This window comes from Streptosporangium pseudovulgare (assembly GCF_014648055.1).
Taxonomy (GTDB): domain Bacteria; phylum Actinomycetota; class Actinomycetes; order Streptosporangiales; family Streptosporangiaceae; genus Streptosporangium; species Streptosporangium pseudovulgare.
Genome location: NZ_BMQJ01000027.1, coordinates 52,860 through 79,280, shown reverse-complemented (window position 1 = coordinate 79,280; position 26,421 = coordinate 52,860). Strand labels below are relative to the sequence as shown.

Here is a 26,421-nt window from a genome sequence, read left to right as displayed (position 1 = left end):
CCGGTCCTCCCGGTCCTCCCGGTCCTCCCGGTCCTCCCGGTCCTCCCGGTCCTCCCGGTCCTCCCGGTCCTCCCGGTCCTCCCGGTCCTCCCGGTCCTCCCGGTGACCGGTGCGGCGACCCGCCGCACCGGTCACCGGGCCGGAGGGCTCACGCCTCCTTGTCCGTGACCCCGGCCGAGTCGAAGGTCGCGACCTCGTGCATCACCCGGACGGCGGCGCAGACCAGCGGGTGGGCGAGCAGACCGCCGGTCCCCTCCCCGAGCCGCATCTCCAGCTCCACCAGGGGCCGCAGGCCCAGATGGTCGAGGGCGGCGGCGTGACCCGGCTCAGCCGAACGGTGCCCGGCGACGCAGTGGTCCACCGCGCCGGGGGCCAGCGCGGCGGCCACGAGCGCGGCCGAGCCCGCGATGACGCCGTCGAGGATGACCGGCACCCGGGCTGCGGCCCCGCCCAGGACGAACCCGGCGATCGCCGCGTGCTCCAGCCCTCCGACGGCGGCCAGCGTCTCCAGCGCCGATCGTGCCGGCGCCTCACCCGACACACCACCCGAACCGTCCGAACCACCTGAAACGTTCGGGCCGCCCTGACCGTCCGGATCGCCCTGTCCGGCCGAGCCTTCCAAGCCCTCCGAGCTCCCTGAACCACCCGAGCCCTCCGCCAGGCCGTTCACCCGCAGCGCCCGGCGGATCACCGCGACCTTCCGTGCCAGCGTCTCGTCGTCGGCGCCGGTCCCCCTGCCGGTCACGACATCCGGGTCCCGGCCGGTGAAAGCGCAGATCAGCGCGGCCGAGGCGGTGGTGTTGGCGATGCCCATGTCCCCGGTTACCAGGCAGCGGGCACCGCGCCCGACGAGATCCCGGGCCACGGTGATCCCGGCCTCCAGGGCGGCGACCGCCTGCTCGACGGTCATCGCCGGCCCCTGCGACATGTCGGCGGTGCCGTAGGCGACCTTGCTGACCATCAGGCCCGGCGCCGGTTCGAGGTCGGCGGCGACGCCGACGTCCACGACCGTCACCGAGGCGCCGACCTGGGCGGCGAAGGCGTTGGCCACCGCTCCGCCCGCGAGGAAGTTGCCGACCATCTGGGCGGTGACCTCCCGCGGCCACGGGCTCACTCCCTGGGTGTGGACACCGTGGTCGGCGGCGAAGATGGCCAGCGCCGCCGGGAACGGCATCGGCGGCGGGTTGACCGCTGCGGCCCCGGCCAGCCGTACCGCCACCTCCTCCAGTGCGCCCAGGGCGCCGCGGGGTTTGGTCAGGCTGTCCTGGTGGGCCCTGGCCGCGGCCAGCGCGGCGGGGTCGGCGGGCCTGATCGCGGCGATGGTCTGCTCAAGGAGGGTCATGCCGTTCAGTGTCCGCGAAAACCCGGCGTTCCGCGAAACCTCGGTTCCGCGGGGAATCACGGGATCCGCGGGGGTACGGGATCCGCGGGGAGTCCGGGATCCGGACGGAAGCCTCGCGCTCCGTGGGAGATGCGAGGTTCGACCGGAAATCTCAGGCTCCGCGGAGGGCCCGGGGTCCCGCCGGAAGCCCCGGGCCCCGCGCGAGACCGGCGCTGAGCGGGGCCGCCGGGTCGCTCAGCGACCGGTCACCAGATGACGCCGCCGAGCGCCTCCTCGTAGCGGTCGACGACCACGTCGGCCAGGCCCTCGCAGTCGCCGATGACATCGGCGCACCGGACGTCGAGGTCGGGGTGGCCCGCGGCGTAGGCCATGGCCTGGGCCCAGACGCGGTCGAGCACCCCGCCGCCGAACAGCAGGTAGGGGACGACGATCACACGCTTGGCGCCGAGCCGGCGGCAGCGCTCGATGCCGCCGGGGACGCCGGGCGGGGTGAGGGAGACGAACGCCGTCTCCACGGTCATGTACTCGTGGGCGTGCGTCTCCCAGAACAGGCGGGAGACCCGGTGGACGTCCGCGTTGGCGGCGGGGCTGGTGGAGCCGTCGCCGACCAGGACCACGGCGGTCTCGCCGATCTCGATGCGTTCGGGCTCGTCGTCGAGCGGGCCGGCGGCCACGGGGACCAGGCGGAGGCTGGCGACCTCGGCGGCGGCGTCGGCCAGGCGCTCGGCCAGCAGCGCCAGCACCCGGGGGTCGGAGCCGAGCGGGCGGCCGTAGTCGCAGGAGAGCATCGGGTGGCGCTCCTGCTCCTGGGCCATCACGGCGAGGAGGTCGGCGTCGGCGCGCATGTCCTCGGTGAGGCTCAGCGGCAGCGCCACCATCCGGTGATGCCCTCGGGCGACCAGCGAGGCGATCGAGTCGCTGAGGCGGGGCCTGGCCCTGCTGATGTATCCGCCGGAGACGTCGGCCGCCGTCTGGTCCAGACGGCAGCGGAGCCGGTGGACGAACCTGCCGAATTCTGCGGAACCCGCGTCATCGTGCGAGCCCTGCCCGATGAGCAGCAGCGGCGGTTTCATGAAGGAGGGACTCCAATGACCTTGACCTGGCAGTACGCGGTGGATCTCGACCCGGGGACACTCGGTCGCGAGTGGCGAGGATATCCGATGGCGCGGTGGCGTGGGCAGGTAACGGACTGTCCAAAAGCGGCGCCACGCCCCTTCATGCCTCCGGGCGACGATCCGGTCCGATCCGGCCGGACCATGCCTGACCAGGCAGGACACCCGGCGTCCATGAGCCGGCGCCGCCGGTCAGGCCGCGCGGCGGCGCCCCACCGGACTGCGGTGCGGGGGCGTCGGAGCGGCTCAGCGGACGACGATCACTTCCAGCACGCGCGGGCCGTGCACGCCCTCGACCCGGTTCAGCTCGATGTCGCTGGTCGCCGAGGGGCCGCTGATCCATGTCAGCGGCCGGGCCGGGTCGAGCCGTCCGACGGCGTCGGGCACGTCCGCCACGATCTGGTCCGCCCGCACCACGCACAGGTGGTAGTCCGGGACCAGGGTCAGCGCCCGCCGTCCCTGCCCGGGGCCGGCGTCCAGCACGATCGTGCCGGTCTCGGCGATCGCCACCGCGCATCCGGTGATCACGCCGTCCACGGCGTCCAGCTCGGCCGCGCTCAGCGGCGGGTCGTCGGCGACCGGCTCCGGGGGCGTCCATTCCGGGGGGAGGCCGGCGGGGACGACCACCCGGACGGCGCCGCGCCCGGCCAGCGCCGTGGTGATCGTCGCGGCCGTCTCCTCCTCGGCCACCACGCGCACGGCGGCGCGGTAGTCGGCCACCCGCTCGGCGAACAGCTCCACCGCGCCGGGCAGGTCGCGCGTCGTGCGGTAGGCGCGGGTGACCTCCACGTCGGGAGCCCCGGTCACGGCGGCGCGGATCCTGGCCAGGATCAGTTCCCTGCCTCCGCTCATCGGGTGCCCCCGTTCGTACGGTTCCACCAGTCGCGGAATGACTCGGCGGGGATGTCGGGAAGGTCGCGGGTGTCGGTCCAGGCGGCCAGCGGGCCGGGCAGTCGCCCGGGGACGAAGCGGCGCAGCCGTCCGGCGAGCCGCTGGGCCCCCGCCAGGCGCGCCGGACGGTCGAACACCCATCCGGCGGCGCGCATGCCGAGGCGCTCGGCGCGCGGATGGCGGACCTTCCCCCGCAGGTGGACCAGAACCTCGGGGATGTCGATCGCCACCGGGCAGGCGTCGAAGCAGGCGCCGCACAGGCTGGAGGCGTACGGCAGCGAGGCGTCGAGCTCGGAGGCCATGCCGCGTAGCTGCGGGGTGAGGATCGCGCCGATCGGGCCGGGGTAGACCGAACCGTAGGCGTGGCCGCCCGCGCGCTCGTAGACCGGGCAGACGTTCAGGCAGGCAGAGCAGCGGATGCAGCGCAGCGCCTGCCGCCCCACCTCGTCGGCGAGGACGCGGGTGCGGCCGTTGTCCAGCAGGACGAGGTGGAACTCCTGTCCCTCGACGGCGCCGGTCCAGGTGGAGGTGTAGGGGTTCATCCGCTCGCCGGTGGAGCTCCTGGGCAGCAGCTGGAGGAAGACCTCCAGGTCGCGCCAGGTCGGCAGGAGCTTCTCGATGCCGACCACGCTGATCAGCGTCTCCGGCAGGGTCAGGCACATCCGGCCGTTGCCCTCGGACTCCAGCACCACCAGCGTGCCGGTCTCGGCGATCATGAAGTTGGCGCCGGAGATCGCGACCTTGGTGGACAGGAAGCGCTCCCGCAGGTGGAGGCGGGCCGCCTCGGCCAGGGCGCGGGGGTCGTCGGTCAGCTCGCCGGGCGCCGGACGGCCCCAGGCGGCCATCTTCGCGCGGAAGATCTCGCGGATCTCCGAGCGGTTGCGATGGATGGCGGGGACCAGGATGTGCGAGGGCCAGTCGTCGCCGAGCTGCACGATCAGTTCGGCGAGGTCGGTCTCGTAGGCGGTGACACCCGCGCGGCCGAGCGCCTCGTTGAGCCCGATCTCCTGGGTGGCCATCGACTTGACCTTGACCACGCTGGTCTCACCGGTCGCCCTGACCAGGCCGGTGACGATCCGGTTGGCCTCCGCGGCGTCGGCCGCCCAGTGGACGTGGCCGCCGGCCGCGGTGACGGCCTCCTCCAGCTGCAGGAGGTAGCGGTCCAGGTTGCGCAGCGTGTGGTCCTTGATCTGCCGGCCCGCGGCGCGCAGCTCCGCCCAGTCGGGCAGCTCGGCGACGACGGAGGCCCGCCGGCCGCGGATCGTGCGCGTGGCCTTGCGGAGGTTGAACCTGAGCTGGGAGTCCTGTACGGCGGCGGCCGCGTTGCGCGGGAACGCGGGCATGCCGAGAAACGCGGCGTTCCCGCTCATCGGCCGTCCTCCCCGGTCGTCGCGCCGTCCTCCCCTGTCATCGCGCCGCTCCCCCGGTCGTCGCGTCGTCCTCCCCTGTCACCGCGCCGTCCTTCCCGGCGGCCGTCGCGGCGTCTTCCGCGACCCCCCGCGCGGCACCGGCCGCCGCGGTCCTCGCGGGGTCCTCCGTGGCGGCGAGGATCTCGGCGAGGTGCATGGTCCGCACCCCGGTGCGCTGCCGCCGCAGGGTGCCGCCGATGTGCATCAGGCAGGAGTTGTCGGTGGCGCAGACCACCTCCGCGCCGGTGTCCATGATGTTGCGCACCTTGTCGGCGCACATGGCCGCGGAGACCGCCGGGTTCTTCACCGCGAAGGTGCCGCCGAAGCCGCAGCACTCCTCGGACTCGGGCAGCGGCACCAGCTCCAGGCCCCGCACCCGCTCCAGCAGGCGGATCGGGCGGTCGCCCAGGCGCAGGCCGCGCAGGGAGTGGCAGGTCGGGTGGTAGGTCACCCGGTGCGGGAAGTACGCCCCGACGTCCTCGGCGCCGAGGACGTCGAGCAGGAACTCCGACAGCTCGTAGACCCTCGGTCCCGCCTCGGCGGACTCCGCCGCCGGAGGGGCGGGCTCGCCGGCACGGGGTTCGTACCCGCCCGCCGCGCCGGACGGGACCGGCCCGCCGCCCGTCCCGTGACCGCCGTGACCGCCCGGGGCGGCGTGGCCACCGTGGCCGCCCGAGGCGGCGCGGGCCAGCTTCGGGTACTGCTCACGCACCATCGCGGCGCACGACCCCGACGGCACCACGACCGCGTCGTAGCCGGCGAAGACGTCCGCGAAGTGCCGCGCCAGCCGCCTGCCCTCGGCCAGGTAGCCGGTGTTGACGTGCATCTGGCCGCAACACGTCTGCGCCGTGGGGAAGTCCACGTCGCAGCCCAGGCGGCGTAGCAGGGTCACGACCGCCTGCCCGGTGCCGGGGAACAGGGTGTCGTTCACGCATGTGACGAACAGGGCGACGCGCAAGGCACTCCCTCCCGAGTCTGGTGGAACACACTATCCGCCCGGCTTTCCGGGCCGCGGGAAGCGGCACCGGTCAGGGCATGAGGGCGGCGCCCGGCAAGCCCTCCGAGGTGGCGGAGACCGGAACCGGGGCGACGCCCGACGACGGCCCGGGGACCCCGAGGGAGACGGGCCCGAGCGAGGACGCCGGGGACGGGACGGTGCCGGTGATCGAGGGCGGCTGGACGGAGTCGGCCGCCCGGCACGACTCGCCCGAGCACGTCGCCAGCGCGTCGAGCTGCCGGTCGAACGCGGAGATCACCGACGGCGGCACCCCGGCCGCGAGGTTGTGGAGCTGGTAGGGGTCGGCGACGAGGTCGTATAGCTGGTACTCCCCGGTCGCGTAGCGGACGAAGGTGTAGCGGGCGGTCCGCATGCCCCGGTAGGCCGGGACCGGCGTCTGGCGGGCCGAGTCCAGGTTGAACGGGCGGTTGAACTCCAGCAACACGTTCTGCCGCCAGGACGGGGGCGTGCGGCCGTGCAGCAGCGGCACCAGGGACCGCCCCTCGACGAAGGAGGGCAGCCTGGCCCCGGCCAGGTCGGCGAAGGTCGGGGCGAGATCGACGTTGGCGCCCATCTCCTCGACGACACCACCGGGCTGCACGCCCGGCCCGCGGACCACGAGCGGCACCTTGATCGCCTCGTCGAACGGGGTGGTCTTGCCGTGCTGGAGCCGGTGCTGGCCCAGGTGGAACCCGTTATCGGAGCCGAAGAAGATATAGGTGTCGTCCAGTTTTCCGGCGGCCCTGAGGGTCTCGACCAGGGCGCCGACCATGTCGTCCACGCCCAGCATGGCGCGGAGCCTCCGGCGGTAGCGCTCGTCGATCCGCTGGGCCGCGAGCGCGCCGAACCGCGGGCGCATCCTCATCCAGAGGGGCTCGGCGGAGACGTCCTCCTGGTTGAACGACGGGGTCCGGGGCGCCGTCGCGTAGGGGAACGCCTCGGCGTGCCGGGGCGCGCAGTTGGCCGGGTTGTGCGGGGCGATGGGCGCGAGGTAGAGGAAGAACGGCTGGTCGCCCGGCTGGGAGACGAACGCCTGGGCCTTCTCGCTCAGCACGTCGCCGAGGTAGTCCTGGGGCAGCGAGCCGTACGCCCGTACCGTGCCGTTCTCGTTGAGCGCGTAGTCGTACTCGTTGTAGAGGTTGCGCACGGGGACGTCCCACTCATCCCAGCCGGGCGGCACGTGGTCCGGCGGGGCGATGCCGCCGGGGTAGTGGTTGAGGTATTTGCCCATCAGCCCGGTGCGGTACCCGGCGTCCTGCATCCAGGTGCCGATTGTGGAACGTTCCAGACCGGAATTGAAGAACTTCTCGAATCCCCCTTCGGGGCCGGTGTTGGTCAGCACGCCGTGGCTGTGGACGTACTGGGAGCGCAGGATCGACGAGCGGGAGGGGCAACACCATGAGTTCGACACGAAGAAGCGCTCGAACCCGGTGCCGGCGAGGACGAGCTGGTTCCAGATGTTCGGGAAGAGGTGGAGGTTCCCGGCCTCCAGGTCGTCGGTGAGGATGAACACGATGTTCGGCCGCCGGACGGCCTGCGCCGCCGTGGGGGCCAGTCCGGACGCCGCCGCGAGGACGGACAGCAGCGTCAGGCACAGGAATTTGCGGACGGTGTTCAGCACAAACTCACGTTTCCCACCTGCCACGACGCCGACACCTCCCCCTCGGCTCCCTCTCGACCACCGCCGCTGGAACGTGTTCTCATCGGGTAGGCGCACGACTTATCGCGGGAGGCCCCCATGACCGCCGACCTGAGGCTCGGTCTGAACCTCGGCTACTGGCAGCGCGACCCCTCCGACGCCACCCCGCTCGTCCAGGCCGCCGAGCGGCTGGGCTACGACTCCGTCTGGACCGCCGAGGCGTACGGCAGCGACGCCTTCACCCCGCTGGCCTGGTACGGCGCCCGTACGTCCCGGATCAGGCTGGGCACCTCGGTGGTCCAGCTCTCGGCCCGGACCCCGGCGGCGACCGCGATGACCGCGATGACGCTGGACCACCTGACCGGCGGGCGGCTGCTGCTCGGGATCGGCGCCTCCGGCCCGCAGGTGGTCGAGGGCTGGTACGGCGTGCCGTTCCCCCGGCCGCTGGCCCGCACCCGCGAGTACGTCGAGATCATGCGGAAGATCTGGCGCCGCGACGAGCCGGTGACGCACGACGGCGAGCACTACCCGCTCCCCTACCCGGGCGGCGCCGGCCTCGGCAAGCCGCTGAAGCTGATCACCCGCCCGCTGCGCCCCGACATCCCCGTCTACCTGGGCGCCGAGGGGCCCCGGAACGTCGCGCTCGCCGCGGAGATCGCCGACGGCTGGCTCCCGCTGTTCACGCTCCCCGAGCGGATCGGCGAGATGTACGGCCCGCCGCTCGCCGGGGCGGCCCCGGGCTTCGACATCGCGGCGATGGTCATGACGCTGCTCACCGACGACGTCCGGGGCGCCCTGGACACGGTGAAGGCGATGCTGACCCTCTACATCGGCGGCATGGGGGCCAAGGGCCGCAACTTCCACTCCGACATCGTCGCCAGGATGGGGTACGGCGAGGCCGCCGAGCGGATCCAGGCGCTCTACCTGGCCGGGCGCAGACAGGAGGCGTTCGCGGCGGTCCCGGACGAGCTGGCCGACGGCATCTCCCTGGTCGGCCCGGCCGGGCGGATCCGCGAGCGCCTCGCCGCGTGGCGGGCGAGCCCGGTCACCAGCCTTCTGGTGATGGGCCCGCGCGACGAGGACTCCCTGCGGACGATCCGCGACCTGGTCCTGGGCTGACGTCCCGGACCGGCGGTCCGCGACCTGGTCCTGGGCCGAGGTCCCGGGCCGGGCTTTCGGGCCGGGCCGCGGCGCGGCCCGGTCCCGGACCGGTCCCGGACCGGTACCCGGGGTCAGTCCGGCCGCGGCGCGGGGTCGGCGGTGACCGACCGCAGCAGCGGGGCGCTCGCCGCCCCGGCGCCCACCACCCCGGCGAAGCCGAGGGCCACGCAGGTCAGCAGGATCGCCAGCCCGGTCGTGTTCAGCGCGGCGTACACGAACGGCAGGGCGCAGAGCATGCCCGCCGCGATGGTGCCGCCGCCCATGACCGTCAGCGGGATGAGCGTCTCGGACCGGCGGGCCGCGTTCAGCACCGAGAGCGGGGTGCCCGCCAGCCTGAGGAGCGCGTAGGTCTGCCGCCGGTCCAGGACCGAGGAGGCGGCGGTGATCCCGGCGCTGGCGATCGCCACCAGGAAGGACACCGCGAGCACGGCGACCACGCCGGTGCGGATGTCGCCGATCACCCGGTTGCTGGCCCGCTGGTCGTCGGCCGCCGTGGTGGCCACGCCGCCCGGGACCAGCCCGGACAGCGCGGTGCGGGCCCGGTCGAGCGTCGCGGCGTCGTGCGCGCGGGGCGTGACGGCGACCACCTTCAGCCTGCCCTCACTCCCGCCGGTCGTCCGCACCGTCGCCGGGACACCGGCCGCCGACAGCCGTTCGCGGGCCTGGCCGGCGACCTCGGAAAGGCGCGCGGGAGACGCCGAGACACGCAGGACGGCGGCGTCCGGGGAGCCGAGCAGGCCGTTGTCCGGGACGAGCAGGCCGATGAACCCGGCGATGAATCCGATCATGGCGACGCCGCTCACCGTCCGCCAGGCGGACCTGGGGTCGTCGATCAGACGGCGCCCGGCCAGCAGCCGGGCCGGGCCGCGGGCGGTGCGCGCGACGATCCGGCCGATCCGGCCGACCACCCAGGGACCGGCGAGGTTGACCGCGCCGAAGGCCAGCCCCAGGGAGAGGGCGAAGATCCCGACACCCGCCCCCATGCCGCCGACGACGGGCACCGTGACGAGGGCCGCGAGCAGCGCGACGACCCGGACGAAGCGCATCGCCGGGGGCGTCTCCCGCCGTGCGACGCCGAGCGGGCTGACCACGACGCGGCGCAGTCCGGCCACCGCCGACAGGCCGACGAGCAGCGGCACGGCCGCCAGCACCCCTGCCACCGCCGGCGCGCCCGGCCACAGGTCCGCCAGGAACCAGGAGCCGCCGGCCACCTCGATCCCGGTGAGCAGTGGGGAGCAGACCCCGTACAGGACCAGGCCGAGCAGCGCGCCGCAGAACGCGGTGATCACCGCCTCCGCGACGGTCATCGTGACGACCTGCCCCGGGGTCGCGCCGACCAGCCGGAGCGCGGCCAGGCGCTGGTCGCGGCGGGCCACGGTGAGCCGGGCCGCGGCGCCGCCGAACACCAGCAGCGGCACGACCATCAGGACGCTGGCGATCACCCCGAGGATCTGGTAGCCCACCGCCTCGTCGGTGCGCTGCCCGGCGAAGGAGGAGATCCGCACCGGCCCGATGCCGCGGTCCCGGTCGGCGTAGCCCGGCGCCCTGACGGTCAGCTCCGGGGAGTCCGGCGTCTGCCCGCGGACGGCCAGGAGTTCGCCGGGGTGGATCAGCGTCCCCTCCTCGACGGTCCCGGCGCGCCGGCCGGGGAACCGGTCGGCGAGCTGGCCGGTGGGAAGGCTCCCGGCGAGCTCGGCGAGCGCCGGGGAGAACCAGACCTCGCCGGGGGCCGGGAAGCGGGTCAGGCCGGGCGGCGCGGGTGCGCCCGGCTTCAGCGCCGCCAGGTTGACGATGGTGATCCGCTGGCCGCGCACGTGGTCGGTGCGGACCGACTCGACCGCCACCGCCCCGTCCGCGGCGGCCACCGGGTTGCGCCACGCCTCCCGGTCGGCCCGGCCCTGGAAGGCGAAGTTGACGGCCACGGTGAACAGCAGGAGCGCGGTGCTGATCGCCACCGCAGCCGCGGTCAGCCCGGCGCCCAGCAGGCCGCGGCGGCCCCCGCCGCGCAGCAGCCGCCAGGCCAGGCCGATCAGGTTGCCCGTCGCGCTCACCGGCTCGCCCCGGTCTCCAGGCCCCATCCGCCCGGACCGGCCGCCGCGGGCGCGGCGGGCGCGGCGGGCGCAGTGCCCCGCGGGTCGGGCAGGATGCGGCCGTCGCGGACCTCGACCACGCGGTCGCACCAGCGCGCCACCTCGGGGTCGTGGGTGACGACCACCAGCGACGCCCCGTTGTGCTTGGTGGCCTCCACCAGCAGGCGCATCGTCTCCTGGCCGGTGGCCTGGTCGAGCGCGCCGGTCGGCTCGTCGGCGAAGATCACCGCGGGCCGGGTGACCAGCGCCCTGGCGATCGCCACCCGCTGCGCCTGGCCGCCGGAGAGCTCGCCCGGGCGCCGCCCCTCCATCCCGGCCAGGCCGAGCGGGGCGAACCACTCGCGGGCCCGCCGTACGGCGTCGGCCCGGGAGACGTCGCCGAGCATGAGCGGCAGCGCCACGTTCTCGTCGGCGGGCAGCTCGGGCAGCAGCTGGCCGAACTGGAACACGAACCCGAACCGGGTGCGGCGCAGGGCGCTGCGCTCGCGCTCTCCCATCGTGTCGATCCGCCGGTCCAGCAGGCGGACCTCTCCCTCGTCCGGCTTCATGATCCCTGCCAGGCAGTGCAGCAGGGTCGACTTGCCCGACCCACTCGGCCCCATGATCGCTACGGCCTCGCCACCCCGGACGGCCAGCCCGACACCGCCCAGCGCCACGGCCGGGCCGAACCTTTTGACCAGGCCGATTCCTTCAAGCACAACGTTCATGGGGACGACTCTCCCGCTCCCGGGGGCCGCCGCGGATCGGCCGGGAGTCCGATCCGCGGCCGCCGGCCTCGGCCGAAAGTCGGGGTTCGCGGTCCACGGTCCACGGTCCGCGATCCGCAGGCCCCGGGGCCGGGGGCCGGGGGCCGATGTCCGGGAACCGACGGCGCGGGTTCCGGGAACCGGCGTCCGGGGGGGCGGCGTTCGGAGTGTCCGGTGCGGGGGCCCGACCCCCCGGTACGGCTGGCAGAATCCATCGGGTGACGATTCGGGTGCTCATCGCTGACGATCAGGAACTGGTACGGACCGGGTTCAAAATGATCCTGGACGCCCAGCAGGACATGGAGGTCGTGGCGACCGCCGCGAACGGCGCCGAGGCGGTCGAGCACGCGCGCAGGCTACGGCCGGACGTGTGCCTGCTCGACATCCGGATGCCCCTGCTGGACGGCCTGGAGGCCACCCGCGCCCTGGCCGGGCCCGGCGTCGCCGACCCGATGCGGGTGGTCATCGTCACGACGTTCGACCTGGACGAGTACGTCTACGGGGCGCTGCGGGCCGGGGCGACCGGGTTCCTGCTCAAGGACAGCGGGCCGACGCTGCTGATCGAGGCGATCCGGGCGGCGGCGGCCGGGGACGCCCTGGTGTCGCCGTCGGTCACCGTGCGGCTGCTCTCGCACCTGGCCCGGCCCAGGTCGGACGGCGGACGCCCGCCCGCCGAGCCGCTCACCGAGCGCGAGCTGGACGTCGTCCGCCTGGTGGCCCGGGGGCGGACCAACCAGGAGGTGGCCGCGGAGCTGTTCGTCTCACTGTCGACGATCAAGACGCACCTGGGCAGCATCCAGGCGAAGCTCGGGGCCAGGAACCGGGTGGAGATCGCGGCCTGGGCCTGGGAGTCGGGCGTGGTCGGCTGACGGAGGGCAGCGGGGAAGCGGGTCTGACCTGCGGCGGGCGATTGGTGAAGAGCGCGGCTGGATAGGAAGAGGGCAGACACTCCAGCGTATGCCGGGGAGATGACCATGCGCTCTGTCCCGTCGGCGCCGAGGAGGCCCGCCATGGCCGTCTACGCGCTCCTCGCCGCCCAGGTGCTCGCGGTCGCCTGCCTGACCGCGTTCGAAGAGACGCGCGGGCGGTGGCTGGCCCGCCGGCTCGCGGCGCTCGGCGGCGACCACCACGCTCCCTCGGCGCAGGCCGTCACCGGGGCCGCCAGCGTCTTCGCCCTGCTGCTGATCCTCGTGGTGGCGACCACGGTCGCGGCGGCCGTCGCCTACCTGTCGTGGCTGGTGCGGGCCCGGCGGAGCGTCGCCCCCTCCCGGTCGCCGGTGGCCCCGGTGCTGGCGGCGTGGCTCGTGCCGGTGGTCAACCTCGTCGCCCCGCCGCTGATGCTGCACCGCCTGTGGCGGGACTCCCGCCCGGCGGGCGGCGGGGACGGCCACTGGCCGGTGCTGCTCGCCGCCTGGTGGCTGAGCTGGCTGGCGGTGCCGGCCCTGGTCACCGTACGGCTGCTCGCCGGGGGCGGGGACGACGCGGGCCTGACCGGTCTCGGCCCGGCCGAGCTGGCCGGGGTCGCCGCCTGCGCCGCGCTGTGCGCCGCGACCGTCCGGGAGGTCACCCGGGCGCAGGACCCGGACGCCCGGCGCCGCCGCCTCACGGGGGCGCGGGCCGGGGTGGGTCGTCAGTCCCAGGCCCTGATCAGCAACCAGCCCTCGGCGGCGGTGTCGAAGCGGAGCTCGTAGGTGCCGATCCGGTCGCCGGGATCGGCCTCGACCCGCCAGAAACGGCGCTCCCCGGGGTCGCTGTCGGAGATCTTCCACCACTCCCGGGCGACCACCCAGTGGTCGAGCACCCGCCGGACGGTGTGGAGCCGGTCGCGCCAGACGAACCGGACCGGCAGCCCGTCATGGGTCCACACGTCGATCGGGTCACCGTACAGTCTGCTCAAGGCGCTCTTCTCCCGCGGTCGTCGAACGATCACCCGGGGGAAGGCGGGCCTGGGTGTCGAACATACGTTCTTATCGTACGGAGTGCAAGCCGCGGACCGTCACGACTGCCGATCATCGTGAGGATCTCGATATTGTGATCCACCCAACGGATGGCATGCGGTTAGGTATGACGGTGAACAACCTCGGATCCGGCGACTCCCCTCACATCGGCCGTTATCGCGTGCTCCGCCCGCTGGGCCAGGGTGGGATGGGCACGGTCTACCTCGGCGAGTCGCCCGAGGGTGGGCAGGTCGCCATCAAGGTGATCAACCCGGAGTACAGCCGCCACGAGCAGTTCAGGATGCGCTTCCGCAGGGAGGCCGAGGCCGCCCAGCGGGTCCGCCGGTTCTGCACGGCCGCCGTGATCGATGCCGACCTGGACGGCGACCAGCTCTACGTCGTCACCGAGTACGTGGCCGGCCCCAACCTGGAGGAGACCGTACGGACGCAGGGGCCGCTGCTCGGCTCCAGCCTCGACGCGCTGGCGGTCGGCGTGGCGACCGCGCTCACCTCGATCCACGGCGCCGGGATCGTGCACCGCGACCTCAAGCCTTCCAACGTGCTGCTCTCCTCCGTCGGCCCCCGGGTGATCGACTTCGGCATCGCCCGGGCACTGGACACCCTCAGCGGGATCACCGGGACCGGCGAGATCATCGGGACCCCCCGCTACATGGCGCCGGAGGTGCTGCGCGGCGAGCGCGTCTCCCCCGCCTGCGACGTGTTCTCCTGGGGATGCCTGATGGCCTTCGCCGCCAGCGGCCGGCCGCCGTTCGGCGGGGACTCGCTGCCTTCGGTGATGTACCAGGTGCTGAACACCGATCCCGCGCTGGAGGGCATGGAGCCCGCGCTGCGCGACCTGGTGGCCCGTGCTCTGACCAAGGACCCGGAGCGCCGGCCCACCGCCCAGCAGATCCTTGACCATCTCATCGGCCGCTCGGCCGGGCCGGAGCAGGCCGCCCGCTCGGTCCGGACGGTCTGGCAGCAGGATCCGCAGGTCACGGCGCCGGGAGCTCCCCGGGGCCACGCGGGCTCGCCGACCCCTCCGTGGGACGGTCCCGGAGACGGCCCCGCTCCGGCGCGGACCGCGCAGTGGCCGGAGGGCGCCCCGCAACCGGTCACGCGGCAGTGGCCGGAAGGCGCCCCGCAGCCGACCGCGCCGTGGCCCGGGGCCGCCCCGCAGCCGACCGCGCCGTGGCAGGGGACCGCCGCGCAGGAGACGCGCGCCGGTCGGCCAGGCGGGGCCGCTCCGGCGGACCCGGTCGCCCCGCCCGCGGCACGCGGCGGCCGGACGGGTGGGCGGCTCCGCCTGGCCGTCGCGGCGACGGCGGCCCTCGTCGTGGCGGGCGGGGTGGGCCTGTACCTCCTGCTGTCCCCGAGCGGCCCGCCGGACGACCTGCCCCTGCTCTACCAGGACGACTTCACCCAGAGCACCAACTGGTACAGCTCCGACTACGACCCGCCCCTGCGCAAGTGGGGCTACTCCCACGAGGGCTACTTCGCCATCGACGTCGACGGCGAGGACTCCTCCCACCGGGTGGACGCGCCCATCCCGTTCGTGACCGCGCCGCCGGCCACCCCCGTCCCCTCGGCCAGCCCCACACCCGTCGTCCCGACACGACTGCTCGTCGGCGCGGACATCAAGCTCCGCGGCGGCTCGGGTCCCGGCGAGTACGGCGTGTTCTGCCGCGGCGACAAGGACATCACCAACGCGACCCGGTACGAGTTCCTGCTCGACACCTCGGGCAAGGCCCGCATCCGCAAGGCCGTCGACAACGCCGGAGGAGAGCTCGCCGCGCCCGCCGAGGTGGACCTGCCGAAGAGCGAGGCCGTCCGCGTCCAGGCCGAGTGCGCCGACGAGGGCGAGAGCGGCGTACGGCTGACCATGTGGGTCGACGGCAAGCGGGTGCAGACCGCCCGCGACGGCACCCCGCTGCCCAACGGCTCGGTCGGGGTGTTCGCCCGGGTCGCCGAGAAGGGCCGCGCCACGCTCAGGACGTCGTTCGACAACTTCACCCTGAACGGCCCGATCACGGCCAAGGGCTCCGCCGGGAAGGATGAGTGACCCCGCGGGGCTCCGGCGGTTCCTCCCCGGGCGGCTCGATCGCACCCGCGGTTTCCCGCCGGGAGAAGCGGATGACCCCGCGGGGCTCCGGCGGCATCCCCTGAACGGGCCCGATCACGGCCCGGGGACCCGGCCGGGAAGAGTGAGCGACCCGGCGGAGTTGGGGACGACAGGATCACAGACCGAACCCGAGGAGTCGAGCGCGATGCATGCCATAGTCGTCCGTGCCACCGGCGGCCCTGAGACCCTGACCTACACCGAGCACCCCGACCCCGTGCCCAACCCCGGGGAGGCGCTGGTCGACGTCGCCGCCGCGGGCGTGAACTTCATCGACGTCTACCACCGGATGGGCCGCTACCCCCTCTCCCTGCCGTTCGTCCTCGGCGGCGAGGGCGCGGGCACGGTCACCGCGGTCGGCGAGGACGTCGAGGGTGTCTCGGCCGGTGACACCGTGGCGTGGTCCAACGTGATGGGGAGCTACGCCGAGAAGGTCGCGGTGCCGGTCTCCCGGCTGGTCCGGGTGCCCGAGGGGGTCTCCGCCGAGGTCGCGGCGGCCGTCACCCTGCAGGGACTGACCGCGCACTACCTGACCCACTCGGTCTACGAGGTCAAGCCCGGCGACGACGTGCTCGTGCACGCCGCGGCCGGGGGCGTGGGCCTGCTGCTCGTCCAGATGGCCAAGCTGCGCGGCGCCCGGGTGATCGGGACGGTCTCCACCGAGGAGAAGGAGAAGCTGGCCCGTCAGGCGGGCGCCGACGAGGTGCTCCGCTACGAGGGCTTCTCCGAGGCGGTCCGCGACCTGACCGGCTCCGGCGTTCACGTGGTCTACGACGGCGTCGGCGCGGCCACCTTCGACGGCAGCCTCGCCGCGCTGCGCCCGCGCGGCATGATGGCCCTGTACGGCCAGTCCAGCGGCCCGGTCCCGCCGCTCGACCCGCAGGTCCTCAACCAGCGCGGGTCCCTCTTCCTGACCCGGCCCGCCCTCGCCCACTACGTCGCCACCCGCGAGGAGCTCACCTGGCGGGCCTCGGACCTGTTCGACTGGGTGGCCTCCGGGAAGCTGAAGGTGCACATCTCCGGCCGCTACCCCCTCGCCGAGGCGGCCAGGGCCCACGAGGACCTGGAGGCCCGCCGCACCACCGGCAAGCTCCTGCTGCTCCCCTGAGCCCCCGCCCCGCGGCCGGTCTCGCCGGCCGGGTTCAGCCCCGGAGGGCGCGCCAGAGCACGGCCGGCCGCATGAGGGCCGAGGGCGGGTCGAGCAGGCCGGTCACCCGGCCGAAGGCGACCGCGACCGCGGGGTCGTGCGCGGCCGCCCGCTGGAGCCTGCGGACGTAGGCGTTGAGGACGCGCACCCGCGGCGGCCTGCTCCCCTCCGCCTCGCGCATGGCCAGGTCGGCGCCGGCGGCCAGCCGCCAGGCGGGGTCCACCGCCCTGGCCGCGGCGGCGAAGTAGCGGCGGGCCAGGGCGGTGGCGCCCGCGCGCAGGCAGTCGCGCATCGCGAGGGCGTCCAGCGCGCCGACCGCCATGCCCTGGCCGTAGATCGGGTTGAAGTTGCACAGGGCGTCCCCGGTGACGAGCAGCCCCTCGGGGAAGCGGCTCAGCCGCTCGTAGCGGCGCCGCACGCTGGTCGGGATCCTGGCCGTCCCCACCTCCCCGAGCGGCTCACCCTCGCGGACGGCCGCGGCCACGTCGGCGCCCGCGCGCCCGCGACCCGGCCTCCGTCCGCGGCGATCCCGGTGACCTGGCGGCGGTCGGCCAGCACCAGGTTCGGCAGCGCGCGCACCCGCCGCAGCAGGTGCCCCTCCAGGAACGGCCGGGTCGCCGACACGCCCCGCTCCGGGGTCGGCGTCCTCGCGAACTCGTACCCGCCCATGATCATGCGGACCCGCGTCGTCCCGTACGGCACGGCGCCCGCGTCGATCATCTCCGCGGTGATCCCGGGGAACAGCTCCTCCATGATCTGCAGGCCGCGCGGCAGCAGGCCGTGCGCGTGGAACCCCTGCGGCACGCCCCGGCGGGGGCCTCCGTCGCCCAGCGCGTCGCGCTCGACGAGCGTCACCCGGTCGTAGAAGTCGGTCAGCACACGCGCGGCCAGCAGCCCGCCGACCCCCGCTCCCAGCACGACCGCGTGTTCCCCGACTCTACGGATCATGAACCCCTCCCGGACGGCGGTGGCGGTGGCGGCGGCGGCGGCGACATCGTGAGATCCGCCTCCGAGTATCACCGCGCAGCGGATTTCTGTGATCACTACGGGTGTGATCCGCGCCCGGAACCCGGTCCGGAAAAGACCGGAATCCGGGGCGGGGCCCGGGCGCGGGCGCCGGAGGCCCGGAGGAGCCCTGGGCCCGGGGCGAGGCCCGGGCGCGGGCACCGGGTGCCCGGGTGCGGACACCGGGTGCCCGGGTGCGGACACCGGAGGCCCCGAGGCGTCCGGGGCCCGGGGCGAGGCCCGGGTACGGGCACCGCAGGCCCGGAGGAGGAACCCGCGGCCGGAGCCCGTCCCGGCGATCAGGCGCCGCCGGGACCGCCGCGTGGGGCGCGCGCCGGGTCTATCGTGTGGGGCATGAACGTGGACACGGCGTTCGTGCTGGGCGGCGGAGGGGTGCTCGGCGCGCACGAGGTCGGCATGCTGCGGGCGCTGGACGAGGCGGGCGTCAAGCCCGACGTGGTCGTCGGCACCTCCGTCGGCGCGCTGAACGGCGTCATGCTCGCCGCCGACCCCGCCGCGGCCGTCGCCCGGCTGACCTCCCTGTGGGAGTCGGAGGCGGTCCGCACCGCCTTCGGCGGGTCGTGGATGACCCGGCTGTCCACCCTCGCCAGGAGCGGCACCCACCTGCACTCCGCCGCGCCGCTGCGCGGCCTGCTGGCCGGGATGCTCCCCGTGACCCGCATCGAGGACCTCGCCGTGCCGTTCCAGTGCGTGGCCGCCTGCGTCGAGCGGGCCACCGCCCACTGGTTCACCGAGGGACCGATCCTCGAGGCGGTCCTCGCCTCCTGCGCCGTCCCCGGACTGCTGCCGCCGGTCCGCATCGGCGGCGACCACTTCCTCGACGGCGGGCTGGTCCACAGCATCCCGGTGGGCCGCGCCGTCGCCCTCGGCGCGCGCCGCGTCTACGTCCTGCACGTCGGCCGGATAGAACGGCCCCTGGTCGCCCCGCGCCGGCCGTGGGAGGTCGGCCTGACCGCCTTCGAGATCGCCCGCCGGCACCGCTTCACCGAGGAGATGACCGCGCTGCCCGACGGCGTGGAGGTGCACGTCATGCCCGCCGGTACCGAGGCCAGGCCCGGTGTGGACCTCTCCCAGCTGCGCTACCGCGATTCATCGCGCATATCTGGGTACATCGAGCGTGCGTACCGGGCGTCCTCGGAGTATCTCGCCCGGCGGTCGACCGCCTGAGCAGAAGGAGGGACCGGTGCTCCCTCCCCGCATCGTCCGCCGACTGGTCCTCGCGCCCCTGGTGGTGGTGCTCGCCGTGGCCGCGCTGGTCACGCTCCCGATCTGGCTGCTGGTGGTCGCCGCGGCCTCGCTGCGCCTGCCGCCCCCGCAGCGGCGGGGCACCCGCCTGGTGTGGTTCGCGGTGGCGTGGCTGACGCTGGAGACGATGGCGCTGCTGGCCTGCTTCGGCATCTGGGTGGTCTCCGGGTTCGGCGGGCGGCTCAGCCGCGACGAGTACGAGGACCGCCACTACGCCCTGATCAAATGGTTCCTGGGCCGGGTGTACGGCGCGGCCGAGCGGATCTTCGGGCTGCGCGTCATCATGGAGGAGCCCACGCCCACCCCGGGCGAGCTGTCCCGGCGCCTGACCCGCCCGGTCATCGTGCTCGCCCGGCACGCCGGCCCCGGCGACTCCGTCCTGCTGGTGCACCACCTGCTCAGCGTGTACGGCAGGCGTCCCAGGATCGTGATGAAGGCGGCCCTGCGGCTCGACCCGTCCCTGGACGTGCTGACCGGCCGGGTGCCCAGCGCCTTCGTCCCCCGGGGCTCCGGGTCGGGCGGCGTCGTCGCCGAGATCCGCCGGCTGGCCGCCGACATGGACCCCGACGACGCCCTGGTGATCTTCCCCGAGGGCGGGAACTTCACCCCCAGGCGGCGGGCGAGGGCCCTCCGGCGCCTGGAGAACAAGGGCCTGGCCGAGGAGGCCGCCCGCGCCCGCCGCCTGGAGCACCTGCTCCCCCCGCACCCCGGCGGGGCCTTCGCCGCCATCGACGCCTGCCCCGCCGCCGACGTGGTGTTCGTCGCCCACACCGGCCTGGACGACCTGGTCACCCTCGGCGACCTCTGGAGCAGGCTGCCCACGCACGCCGAGGTGCGGGCGACGTGGTGGCGGGTCGACGCGGACGACGTCCCCCGCGACCGCGAGGAGCAGGTCCGCTGGCTCTACGACAACTGGGCGCGGATCGACGCCTGGATCGCTGCGAACCACCGGGCTCCCACGCCCGGGGCGTGAGGGCGGTTCCACGCGGGATCCCGGGAGCGCGGGCGGTCCGCGCCTCCGGAGCGGGTACGGCCGGTACCTGATGACCGGGCCGGCCCGGTCATCAGGACCCCGGCACGCGCGTGACCTTCGCGGTCGGGTGGAGCAGATGGACGTTGCGGAGCTCCTGGTCCGAACCGGCCGTTATCCGCAACCCCGGCCTGCCCGCGAGCGGAGCCACATCGAGCACGGGAGCCGTCCCTCTCAGGGAGATCTCCTCCAGATCCTCCAGATCCGTGAGCGGGGAGAGGTCCGTCACCCGCCGCGACCCCTGGACGTGGAGGTAACGGAGTTTCGGAAGGTCTGCCAGCGGACCGAGGTCCGCGACCTCGGACTCTTCCAGCACCAGCGCTTCGAGGCCGCGCTGGCGGGCCAGCGGTGTCAGATCCGTCACGTCCCGGCAACGGGTCAGTTCGAGCGAGTAGAGGTCCAGGGCGTCCAGCGCGGCCAGGTCGCCGAGGGAGCCGATGTCGCTGAGGCCGAGGGTGCGCAGCCCCGGGGCGTGCTCGACGACGGCGGCGAGACCCCCGCGGATGTCCGCTCCATCGAGGGCGAGCATCTCCAGGCGGGGGAGGTCCGCCAGGAACGTGACGTCCTTCAGATGGCGCGCGCCGCGGAGCGTCAGATCCTGGAGCGCGGTATGCCGGGTGACCGGGCCGAAGTCCCGGACCGAACCCAGGTCGCCGAGCAGGAGCGTGCCGAGCCGGGGAAGCTCATCGAGGAACGCGAGGCTCCCCGCGAAGTCGAAGTTCTCCAGGAGCAGGTTCCGGAGTCCGGGCAGGCGGGTCAGGCAGCCGAGGTCGCTCCGGCGGCGCGACGCCATCCCGACGTACAGCACCGTCAGCGCCGGCTGTGACGCGAGGTCGTTCAGGTCGACGTCGCCCACGGAGAACAGGTAGAGCCAGCGCAGCGGCGGCGCGGCCCGGAGGAACCGCAGATCTTCCGAGACCCGGCAGCTCACGATCAGCTTCTTCGGGTTCTTCAGGTGACGAAGGCCGCCCAGCATGCGCGGGTTCGTGACGGCGAGGATCTCGGGGAGAACCGCGTCCGCCAGGACCCGGGCGGCGTACTCGCCGGGGTCGAAGTACTCCCACCCGGTCACGAGTTCCCGCTGGACCGCCTCGCGGGGATCCCCCGCGTACCCGGCGAGCCTGCGCAGCGCCTCCTCCCCGTTGATCAGCCAGCAGGTCCGCACCGTCGCCACCGCCCGCGCCTTCGGCAGGCCGCGCACGTCGTCGGGGAGGCGGCACAGCACCTCCTCCCCGGCGAGCGCGAGCGTCCTCGCCTCGGCCTCGTTGCGCGGCGGGATCACCGCGGCGAGGCAGCCCTCCAGGCGGTCGCGCAGGTCTCCGGGGAGTTCCTGGATCGTCTCCAGGCAGCCGGCGACCAGCAGCCGCAGCCGCCTGCCGTACCGGTCCTCGGCGTCGATCCGGTCGAGCAGTCCGCGCAGCAGGTCGCGCCGCACGGGCGCGTTGGCGTGCCCGGCGGCCATCACCACCGTCTCGCGCCACTGGTCGAGGTGCGCGCGTTCCACCAGGGGTTCCACGTCGGCGTCGTCGGCGGCCTGTTTGGCGGCGAGATACTCCTGCACGGTCCGGTGCACGAAGTCGATCCGGCCCGGCACCGGTTCCCGGATCACCCCGCTGCGCTGGAGCAGGTGGTCGAGCACGGCCTCGGCGGTCGCCTTCACCCGGGGCATGGTCCGGATCTTCTCCTCGACCCGTCGCAGCGCCGTCGTCCTCGCGAGCTCCGAGCGGCCCCACACGGCGAGCTGCCAGGCGAGGTCCTGCAGGATGCGGACCTTCTGTTCGGCTTCGAGGGCGACCTCGGCGGCGATGCCGCGCTCGGCGTCCCGGCGTTCCAGCAGCAGCTCCAGCGCCGCCGCGTACAGGCCCATCCGGTTGCGCGGCAGCTGCTTGCCGCGGTCGAGGTTCAGCGCGCACAGCATCGCCGCGAGCAGCGGCGTCGCGGCGAGCGCCCGCAGGTGCGGGCCGCCTTCGAACCGGGCCAGCAACGCGCCCTCGTACTCGTCCAGCCGCTCCGGCGGGCACGGCAGGCTCGGTGACCCGCGCATCGCCGTGTGCCACTGCCGTACCAGTTCCCGCAGGTCGGGCGGGGTCATCGGCTCCAGCGTGACCGAGGTGAAGCCCTCCTCGGTCAGCCAGCGGGCGTCGGCGGCCGCGGGGCGGGAGGTGACGACGGTCCGGGTGCCGGGGTAGGCGGCCAGCAGCCCGGCGAGCCACTTACGGACCGCGGGGCGGTGCCGTACGGCCAGCTCGTCCACCCCGTCGACGAGCAGCAGCGCCCGTCCCGCGTCGAGCACCCGGTGCGCCCACCCGGCGGGCATCCGCCCGGCCACCGGCCCGGCGACGTCCGCGAGGAGGTCCTCGGGCGCGGGCAGGTCGCCGGAGGGGTGGCTGCGGAGCTTGACGACGAACGGGATGGAGCCGTTCCAGGACTCCAGGTCGCCTGAGAAGCCGCCGCGCGCCGCGGTCACCGACAGCCAGCGCAGCAGCGTGCTCTTGCCGGACCCGGCGTCGCCGCGCAGGAGGGTGCGCCGGGACCGGCCGAGGGCGCTCTCGACGCGCAGGGTCGCCGGTTCCGTCTCGGCGGCCGTCCCGGCCAGCTCGGCGAGGCGCATCCGCTCCGGGACGCGGCGGCGCGCCTTCGCCTCCGCCTCCGCCGAGACGCTGAGGCTGATGTAGGCGACGCTCAGGGTGGCGCGGGGCCGGTAGTTCTCCACGCGGACGCCGAACAGCTCGACCTCGTCGAGGGTGCGGCCGAGGTGTTCGAGGTAGCGGCGCTCGAACTCCGCGTCGTCCTGGGTGCCGCAGGGCGCCTCCAGGGAGCGGGCGGGCAGCCGGGCCAGTGCCGCCGAGACGTGCTGCCCGAGGGCGGCGATCCGCTCCTCGACGGACGACAGGCGGCCGAGGAGCTCGGTGGCGGCCCGCGGCAGGTACTGCGGGAGCTGCTGGATGATCCGGACGAGGCAGTCGAGGCACTCGTCCAGCAGCACGTCGTACAGCCGTCCCCCGGCCTCGCCGAGCTGCCGGACCGGGTCGGGCAGCCCGGCGCGGACGGCCCTGGCGAGCTTGATCGGGTCCATGTCGGCCGCCAGGACGGCGCCGTCGGTCAGGTCGGCGGCCTTCAGCGCCGCCAGCACCTCGTGCAGGACCGCCGCCCGGTCGCCCTCGGTGAGCCCGCCGTACTCCCGTTCGACGAGCGCCGCCAGCCGCCGCTCCACCCCGTCGGCGATGGCCTCCAGCTGCCGTTCGAGGCTGCGCCGGACGAACCGGTCGGGGAACCCGCTGCGGATCAGCGTCGCGAGGTCCGCCTTCCGCTCCGCCCCGTCCGCCCGCGCGGCCAGCCCCTCCCGTACGGCGCGCTCGGCGACGGCCTTTCCCGCCGCGGCGACGACGGCTTCCAGTCCCGGCATCCCGCTCCTCGGTGACGCTGTGCAGTTCGCATACCATGATCGCGCGAAATACCGGGATCCGCAGGGGTCAGCGGAGATCTCCGGCGAAGACCCGATCATCGCCGGACGGTCGGCGCGGGGTCCCGGCCCGCGTGGGATCTGGGGCCGTCCCGCTCCACCCGGCCCCGCCGATCGCGCGGGGTCCCGGCCCGCGCGGGACCGCGACGCGGCGCGCGTGACCGGCCCATCCCCGACCCGCCCGCCGGGTCCGGTCCCGGCGTTCGCGGCGTTCCTGTCACGGCGGCCCCGTCACGGCGTTCCCCGGACGCCGCCCGGCGGCAGGATCGGCAGGCCCTCCGGGACTCCGTGTTCCAGGAGCCGGAGCAGGGCGCCGGTGTCCAGATGGTGTTCGACCAGGTCGCCCAGGGCGTCCAGCCGTTCCTCGCGCAGCGCGGCGAAGGAGACGTCCGGGGCGGGCACGAAGTCGCGGCCGGTCACCGCCGCCACGTCGGCCAGGAACGCCCGGCGGAAGCCGTCGTTCTCCAGCGCGCCGTGCCAGGTGGTGCCCCAGACGGTGCCCGAGCGGCAACCGTCGAGGAACGGCTCGCCGCCCTCGGCCGTCACGATCCCGTGGTGGATCTCGTAGGCCGTGACGGGGCAGCCGTACGCCGCGCCGACCGGCCGGCCCAGCGTCTTGTCCGGGGCGAACACCACCGTCGCGGGCAGCAGGCCGAGCCCCTCCACCCGGCCGGCGCCGGACTCGACGTCGTCGTGGATGGTCCGGGCGAGCATCTGGTAGCCGCCGCAGATGCCCAGCACGGCCCGGCCGGGCAGCGCGGCGGCCAGGCCGGTCGCGCGCAGCCAGGCCAGGTCGGAGACCGTGGCGCGGGAGCCGGGCAGCACCACCAGGTCGGCGTCGTCCAGCTCGGCCGGGGAGGTCACGAAGCGGACCGTCACCCCGGGCTCGGCGGCCAGGGCGTCGACGTCGGTGAAGTTGGAGACGCGCGGCAGCCTGACCACCGCGACGCGCAGGGTCTGCCGGCCGTACGGCGCACGCGTCCCGATCGCGGGGCGGTTGTCCAGGGCGAGGGAGTCCTCGGCGTCCAGCCATGCGCCCTCCAGCCACGGCAGCACGCCGTAGACCTCCCGGCCGGTCAGCTCCCTGATCATGCCGAGGGCCGGTTCGAGGAGCTCGCGGGCCCCGCGGAACTTGTTGACCACGAACCCGGCGATCAGCGCCTGGTCGGCGGGCTCCAGCAGGGCCACCGTCCCGTACATCGCGGCGAAGACCCCGCCGCGGTCGATGTCGCCGACCACGACGACCGGCAGGCCGGCGGCGCGGGCCAGGCCCATGTTGGCGATGTCGCCCTCGCGCAGGTTGATCTCCGCCGGGCTGCCCGCGCCCTCGCAGACCACGACGTCGTAGCGGGCGCGCAGCCGTTCCAGCGCGTCGACGGCGACCGTGCGGAGGTGGTCCTTGAGGTCCCGGTACTCCATCGCGTCGACGTCGGTCAGCGGCCGTCCCATGACCACGACCTGGCTGCGCCGGTCGCTGCCCGGCTTGAGGAGGATCGGGTTCATGTCGGCCGCCGGCTCCAGGCCGCACGCGGCGGCCTGCATCGCCTGCGCGCGGCCGATCTCGGCGCCGTCGGCGGTGACGAAGGAGTTGAGCGACATGTTCTGCGCCTTGTACGGCGCGACCTTGACCCCCTGGCGGGCCAGCCAGCGGCAGACACCGGCGGTGACGACGCTCTTGCCCGCGTCGGAGGTGGTCCCGGCGACCAGCAACGCGCCCTTCACCCGCGCACCTTCCCGTCTCTTCCGTCCGTTCCTGCCCGGACCGCCCTGCTCGTCGCCCGGCCGCCGCCCGTCGCCTGATCGCCACCCGTCATCCGGCCGCTGCTCGTCGCCCGGCCGCCGCCCGTCATCCGGCCCCCGCCCGTCATCCGATCGCCGCCTGTCGCCCGGTCACCGCTCATCATCCGGCAGCCCGGCTCGCGGGCCGCCCCTTCCCCGGTCCGGTACGGCGGGCGAGCAGCGCGGCGGCGGCCAGGCCCGCGGCGGCGAGGTTCATCGTCCGTGCCAGCCGTACGGACCTGCGGATGTCCGCGACCGACGGCTTGGCGCCGTCGCCCATCTCCGGGCGGTGTTCCACGCGTTCGCCGTAGACGTTCACGCCGCCGAGCGTGAGGTCCAGCGCCCCGGCGAAGGCCGCCTCGCACCGGCCCGCGTTGGGGCTCGGGTGGCGGTGGCCGTCCCGGCGCAGCACGGCCGCCGCCCGCCGGACCGAACCGCCGGCCAGCGGGGCGGCGAGGACCGTCAGCAGCCCGGTGATCCGGGCCGGGACGTAGTTGGCCACGTCGTCGAGCCGGGCCGCGGCCCAGCCGAACCGCTCGTAGCGCGCGTCGCGGTGGCCCACCATCGCGTCGAGGGTGTTGACCGCCCGGTAGGCCAGCAGGCCCGGGATCCCGGCGACCGCGCCCCAGAACAGCGGCGCCACGACGGCGTCGGAGGTGTTCTCCGCGATCGACTCGACGGTGGCCCGGGCCAGCCCGGACTCCTCCAGCCGGGACGGGTCGCGCCCGCACAGGTGCGGCAGCCGCCGACGGGCCCCGGCGAGGTCACCGGACTCCAGCAGCCCGGCCATGGCGGCACCCTCGCGTCCCAGGGTGGTGCCGCCCAGCACCGCCCAGGTCGCCGCCGCGGCCAGCGCGCCCCGGACCCGCGGGTCCGGCGTCCGGGCCGCGGCCAGCCCGAGCAGCGCCACCGGGCCGACGCAGGCGGCGACGTAGCGGATCCCGGCGGGGCGGGCGTCGCCGTACAGGCGTCTCTCCAGTGCGGTGGCGGCCCGGCCGAACAGCGCCACCGGGTGGCCGCGCCGGGGGTCGGCGAGCAGCGCGTCGAGGGCGACCCCGGCGAGCACGCCGAACGCCTCGGCCCGGCCGGGCCGCACCGGGCCGGACATCTGGAAGAGCGCGCGTCCGAGGAATCGGCCGGAGGCCCGTCCGGAGATCCCGCTTCCGGAGAGGGTTCCGTTCCCGGAGAGGCTCCTGCTTCCTGAGAGGGCCCTGCTTCCTGAGAGGGTCCGGCGCAGGGCGTCACCGAGTGTTTCCGGGACGGAGCGGCGGCCGAGGGCTCCCGGAGC

At 74.7% G+C, this 26,421-nt stretch carries 21 protein-coding genes; 7 read left to right on the top strand and 14 right to left on the bottom strand.

The features are described from left to right. Positions 1-148 precede the first annotated feature (148 nt). The 6 genes from IEZ10_RS39525 to IEZ10_RS34815 all read right to left on the bottom strand — a co-directional run bounded on the left by IEZ10_RS39525 (position 149) and on the right by IEZ10_RS34815 (position 7,372). A complete protein-coding gene (locus IEZ10_RS39525) occupies positions 149-1,342 on the bottom strand; it encodes a nicotinate-nucleotide--dimethylbenzimidazole phosphoribosyltransferase (protein WP_229811947.1) in 1,194 nt (397 codons plus the stop codon). Between the two features lie 245 nt (positions 1,343-1,587). Continuing rightward, positions 1,588-2,415: a sirohydrochlorin chelatase gene (locus tag IEZ10_RS34835; RefSeq protein WP_189250771.1), complete on the bottom strand. Its 828-nt coding sequence runs from the start codon at positions 2,413-2,415 to the stop codon at positions 1,588-1,590. 285 nt (positions 2,416-2,700) lie between these two features. Beyond that, positions 2,701-3,306, bottom strand: coding sequence for a LutC/YkgG family protein (locus IEZ10_RS34830; RefSeq protein ID WP_189250770.1), 606 nt, complete (start codon positions 3,304-3,306; stop codon positions 2,701-2,703). Continuing rightward, positions 3,303-4,715 (bottom strand): lactate utilization protein B, encoded by a 1,413-nt coding sequence (locus tag IEZ10_RS34825; protein ID WP_189250769.1) that lies wholly within the window; start codon positions 4,713-4,715, stop codon positions 3,303-3,305. Before IEZ10_RS34825 ends, IEZ10_RS34830 begins: the two co-directional genes overlap by 4 nt. 37 nt (positions 4,716-4,752) lie before the next feature. Continuing rightward, complete coding sequence (locus tag IEZ10_RS34820) at positions 4,753-5,712, bottom strand: (Fe-S)-binding protein (RefSeq protein WP_189250768.1); 960 nt, start codon at positions 5,710-5,712, stop codon at positions 4,753-4,755. Between the two features lie 70 nt (positions 5,713-5,782). Next, positions 5,783-7,372 (bottom strand): sulfatase family protein, encoded by a 1,590-nt coding sequence (locus tag IEZ10_RS34815; RefSeq protein ID WP_229811946.1) that lies wholly within the window; start codon positions 7,370-7,372, stop codon positions 5,783-5,785. Between the two features lie 117 nt (positions 7,373-7,489). Here IEZ10_RS34815 and IEZ10_RS34810 point away from each other — a divergent pair, with 117 nt between their 5' ends. Next, complete coding sequence (locus IEZ10_RS34810) at positions 7,490-8,509, top strand: LLM class F420-dependent oxidoreductase (protein WP_189250767.1); 1,020 nt, start codon at positions 7,490-7,492, stop codon at positions 8,507-8,509. 113 nt (positions 8,510-8,622) lie between these two features. Here IEZ10_RS34810 and IEZ10_RS34805 read toward each other — a convergent pair whose 3' ends face one another. Next, positions 8,623-10,602 carry an FtsX-like permease family protein gene (locus tag IEZ10_RS34805; protein WP_229811945.1) on the bottom strand — a complete coding sequence of 660 codons (1,980 nt, stop codon included), beginning with the start codon at positions 10,600-10,602 and terminating at the stop codon, positions 8,623-8,625. Continuing rightward, complete coding sequence (locus IEZ10_RS34800) at positions 10,599-11,348, bottom strand: ABC transporter ATP-binding protein (RefSeq protein ID WP_229811944.1); 750 nt, start codon at positions 11,346-11,348, stop codon at positions 10,599-10,601. Before IEZ10_RS34800 ends, IEZ10_RS34805 begins: the two co-directional genes overlap by 4 nt. Positions 11,349-11,605: 257 nt before the next feature. Here IEZ10_RS34800 and IEZ10_RS34795 point away from each other — a divergent pair, with 257 nt between their 5' ends. Then, the gene (locus IEZ10_RS34795) at positions 11,606-12,256 is read left to right on the top strand and encodes a response regulator (protein ID WP_189250766.1); all 651 of its coding nucleotides are present in this window, start codon (positions 11,606-11,608) and stop codon (positions 12,254-12,256) included. Positions 12,257-12,355: 99 nt separating this feature from the next. Beyond that, entirely contained in the window at positions 12,356-13,078 is a 723-nt protein-coding gene (locus IEZ10_RS34790) for a DUF4328 domain-containing protein (RefSeq protein WP_229811943.1), read from the top strand. On the opposite strand, the gene IEZ10_RS34785 is transcribed toward IEZ10_RS34790, so the two are convergent. Beyond that, positions 13,018-13,284, bottom strand: coding sequence for a DUF6504 family protein (locus tag IEZ10_RS34785; protein WP_189250765.1), 267 nt, complete (start codon positions 13,282-13,284; stop codon positions 13,018-13,020). The two genes, IEZ10_RS34790 and IEZ10_RS34785, sit on opposite strands and share 61 nt — an antisense overlap. A gap of 167 nt (positions 13,285-13,451) precedes the next feature. On the opposite strand from IEZ10_RS34785, the gene IEZ10_RS34780 reads away from it, so the two are divergent. Together IEZ10_RS34780 and IEZ10_RS34775 are read left to right on the top strand one after the other, a co-directional pair. After that, on the top strand, positions 13,452-15,386 hold the full coding sequence (locus IEZ10_RS34780; RefSeq protein ID WP_229811942.1) for a serine/threonine-protein kinase: 1,935 nt from the start codon (positions 13,452-13,454) through the stop codon (positions 15,384-15,386). 205 nt (positions 15,387-15,591) lie between these two features. After that, positions 15,592-16,551 (top strand): quinone oxidoreductase family protein, encoded by a 960-nt coding sequence (locus tag IEZ10_RS34775; protein WP_189250763.1) that lies wholly within the window; start codon positions 15,592-15,594, stop codon positions 16,549-16,551. 34 nt (positions 16,552-16,585) lie between these two features. Here IEZ10_RS34775 and IEZ10_RS34770 read toward each other — a convergent pair whose 3' ends face one another. Both IEZ10_RS34770 and IEZ10_RS34765 read right to left on the bottom strand, forming a co-directional pair. Continuing rightward, entirely contained in the window at positions 16,586-17,008 is a 423-nt protein-coding gene (locus IEZ10_RS34770; protein ID WP_189250762.1) for a hypothetical protein, read from the bottom strand. Next, positions 16,984-17,538 (bottom strand): FAD-dependent oxidoreductase, encoded by a 555-nt coding sequence (locus IEZ10_RS34765; RefSeq protein WP_189250761.1) that lies wholly within the window; start codon positions 17,536-17,538, stop codon positions 16,984-16,986. Before IEZ10_RS34765 ends, IEZ10_RS34770 begins: the two co-directional genes overlap by 25 nt. A 411-nt stretch (positions 17,539-17,949) precedes the next feature. On the opposite strand from IEZ10_RS34765, the gene IEZ10_RS34760 reads away from it, so the two are divergent. Together IEZ10_RS34760 and IEZ10_RS34755 are read left to right on the top strand one after the other, a co-directional pair. After that, complete coding sequence (locus IEZ10_RS34760; protein ID WP_189250760.1) at positions 17,950-18,783, top strand: patatin-like phospholipase family protein; 834 nt, start codon at positions 17,950-17,952, stop codon at positions 18,781-18,783. A gap of 16 nt (positions 18,784-18,799) precedes the next feature. Beyond that, the gene (locus IEZ10_RS34755; protein ID WP_189250759.1) at positions 18,800-19,834 is read left to right on the top strand and encodes a 1-acyl-sn-glycerol-3-phosphate acyltransferase; all 1,035 of its coding nucleotides are present in this window, start codon (positions 18,800-18,802) and stop codon (positions 19,832-19,834) included. 91 nt (positions 19,835-19,925) lie between these two features. Here IEZ10_RS34755 and IEZ10_RS34750 read toward each other — a convergent pair whose 3' ends face one another. From IEZ10_RS34750 to IEZ10_RS34740, 3 genes are all read right to left on the bottom strand, one after another. Then, complete coding sequence (locus IEZ10_RS34750) at positions 19,926-23,297, bottom strand: NACHT domain-containing protein (RefSeq protein WP_189250758.1); 3,372 nt, start codon at positions 23,295-23,297, stop codon at positions 19,926-19,928. 288 nt (positions 23,298-23,585) lie between these two features. Then, positions 23,586-25,076 carry a cobyric acid synthase gene (locus IEZ10_RS34745; protein WP_189250757.1) on the bottom strand — a complete coding sequence of 497 codons (1,491 nt, stop codon included), beginning with the start codon at positions 25,074-25,076 and terminating at the stop codon, positions 23,586-23,588. A gap of 178 nt (positions 25,077-25,254) precedes the next feature. Next, positions 25,255-26,241, bottom strand: a complete 987-nt coding sequence (locus IEZ10_RS34740; RefSeq protein ID WP_189250756.1) for a cobalamin biosynthesis protein — start codon at positions 26,239-26,241, stop codon at positions 25,255-25,257. Positions 26,242-26,421: the final 180 nt, after the last annotated feature.

Excerpts from the sequence above, each read along its gene's own strand:
- IEZ10_RS39525 (WP_229811947.1), bottom strand. The coding sequence starts at position 1,342 with ATGACCCTCCTTGAGCAGACCATCGCCGCGATCAGGCCCGCCGACCCC.
- IEZ10_RS34835 (WP_189250771.1), bottom strand. The coding sequence starts at position 2,415 with ATGAAACCGCCGCTGCTGCTCATCGGGCAGGGCTCGCACGATGACGCG.
- IEZ10_RS34830 (WP_189250770.1), bottom strand. The coding sequence starts at position 3,306 with ATGAGCGGAGGCAGGGAACTGATCCTGGCCAGGATCCGCGCCGCCGTG.
- IEZ10_RS34825 (WP_189250769.1), bottom strand. The coding sequence starts at position 4,715 with ATGAGCGGGAACGCCGCGTTTCTCGGCATGCCCGCGTTCCCGCGCAAC.
- IEZ10_RS34810 (WP_189250767.1), top strand. The coding sequence starts at position 7,490 with ATGACCGCCGACCTGAGGCTCGGTCTGAACCTCGGCTACTGGCAGCGC.
- IEZ10_RS34800 (WP_229811944.1), bottom strand. The coding sequence starts at position 11,348 with ATGAACGTTGTGCTTGAAGGAATCGGCCTGGTCAAAAGGTTCGGCCCG.
- IEZ10_RS34790 (WP_229811943.1), top strand. The coding sequence starts at position 12,356 with ATGACCATGCGCTCTGTCCCGTCGGCGCCGAGGAGGCCCGCCATGGCC.
- IEZ10_RS34780 (WP_229811942.1), top strand. The coding sequence starts at position 13,452 with ATGACGGTGAACAACCTCGGATCCGGCGACTCCCCTCACATCGGCCGT.
- IEZ10_RS34775 (WP_189250763.1), top strand. The coding sequence starts at position 15,592 with ATGCATGCCATAGTCGTCCGTGCCACCGGCGGCCCTGAGACCCTGACC.
- IEZ10_RS34765 (WP_189250761.1), bottom strand. The coding sequence starts at position 17,538 with ATGATCCGTAGAGTCGGGGAACACGCGGTCGTGCTGGGAGCGGGGGTC.
- IEZ10_RS34760 (WP_189250760.1), top strand. The coding sequence starts at position 17,950 with ATGAACGTGGACACGGCGTTCGTGCTGGGCGGCGGAGGGGTGCTCGGC.
- IEZ10_RS34750 (WP_189250758.1), bottom strand. The coding sequence starts at position 23,297 with ATGCCGGGACTGGAAGCCGTCGTCGCCGCGGCGGGAAAGGCCGTCGCC.
- IEZ10_RS34740 (WP_189250756.1), bottom strand. The coding sequence starts at position 26,241 with ATGTCCGGCCCGGTGCGGCCCGGCCGGGCCGAGGCGTTCGGCGTGCTC.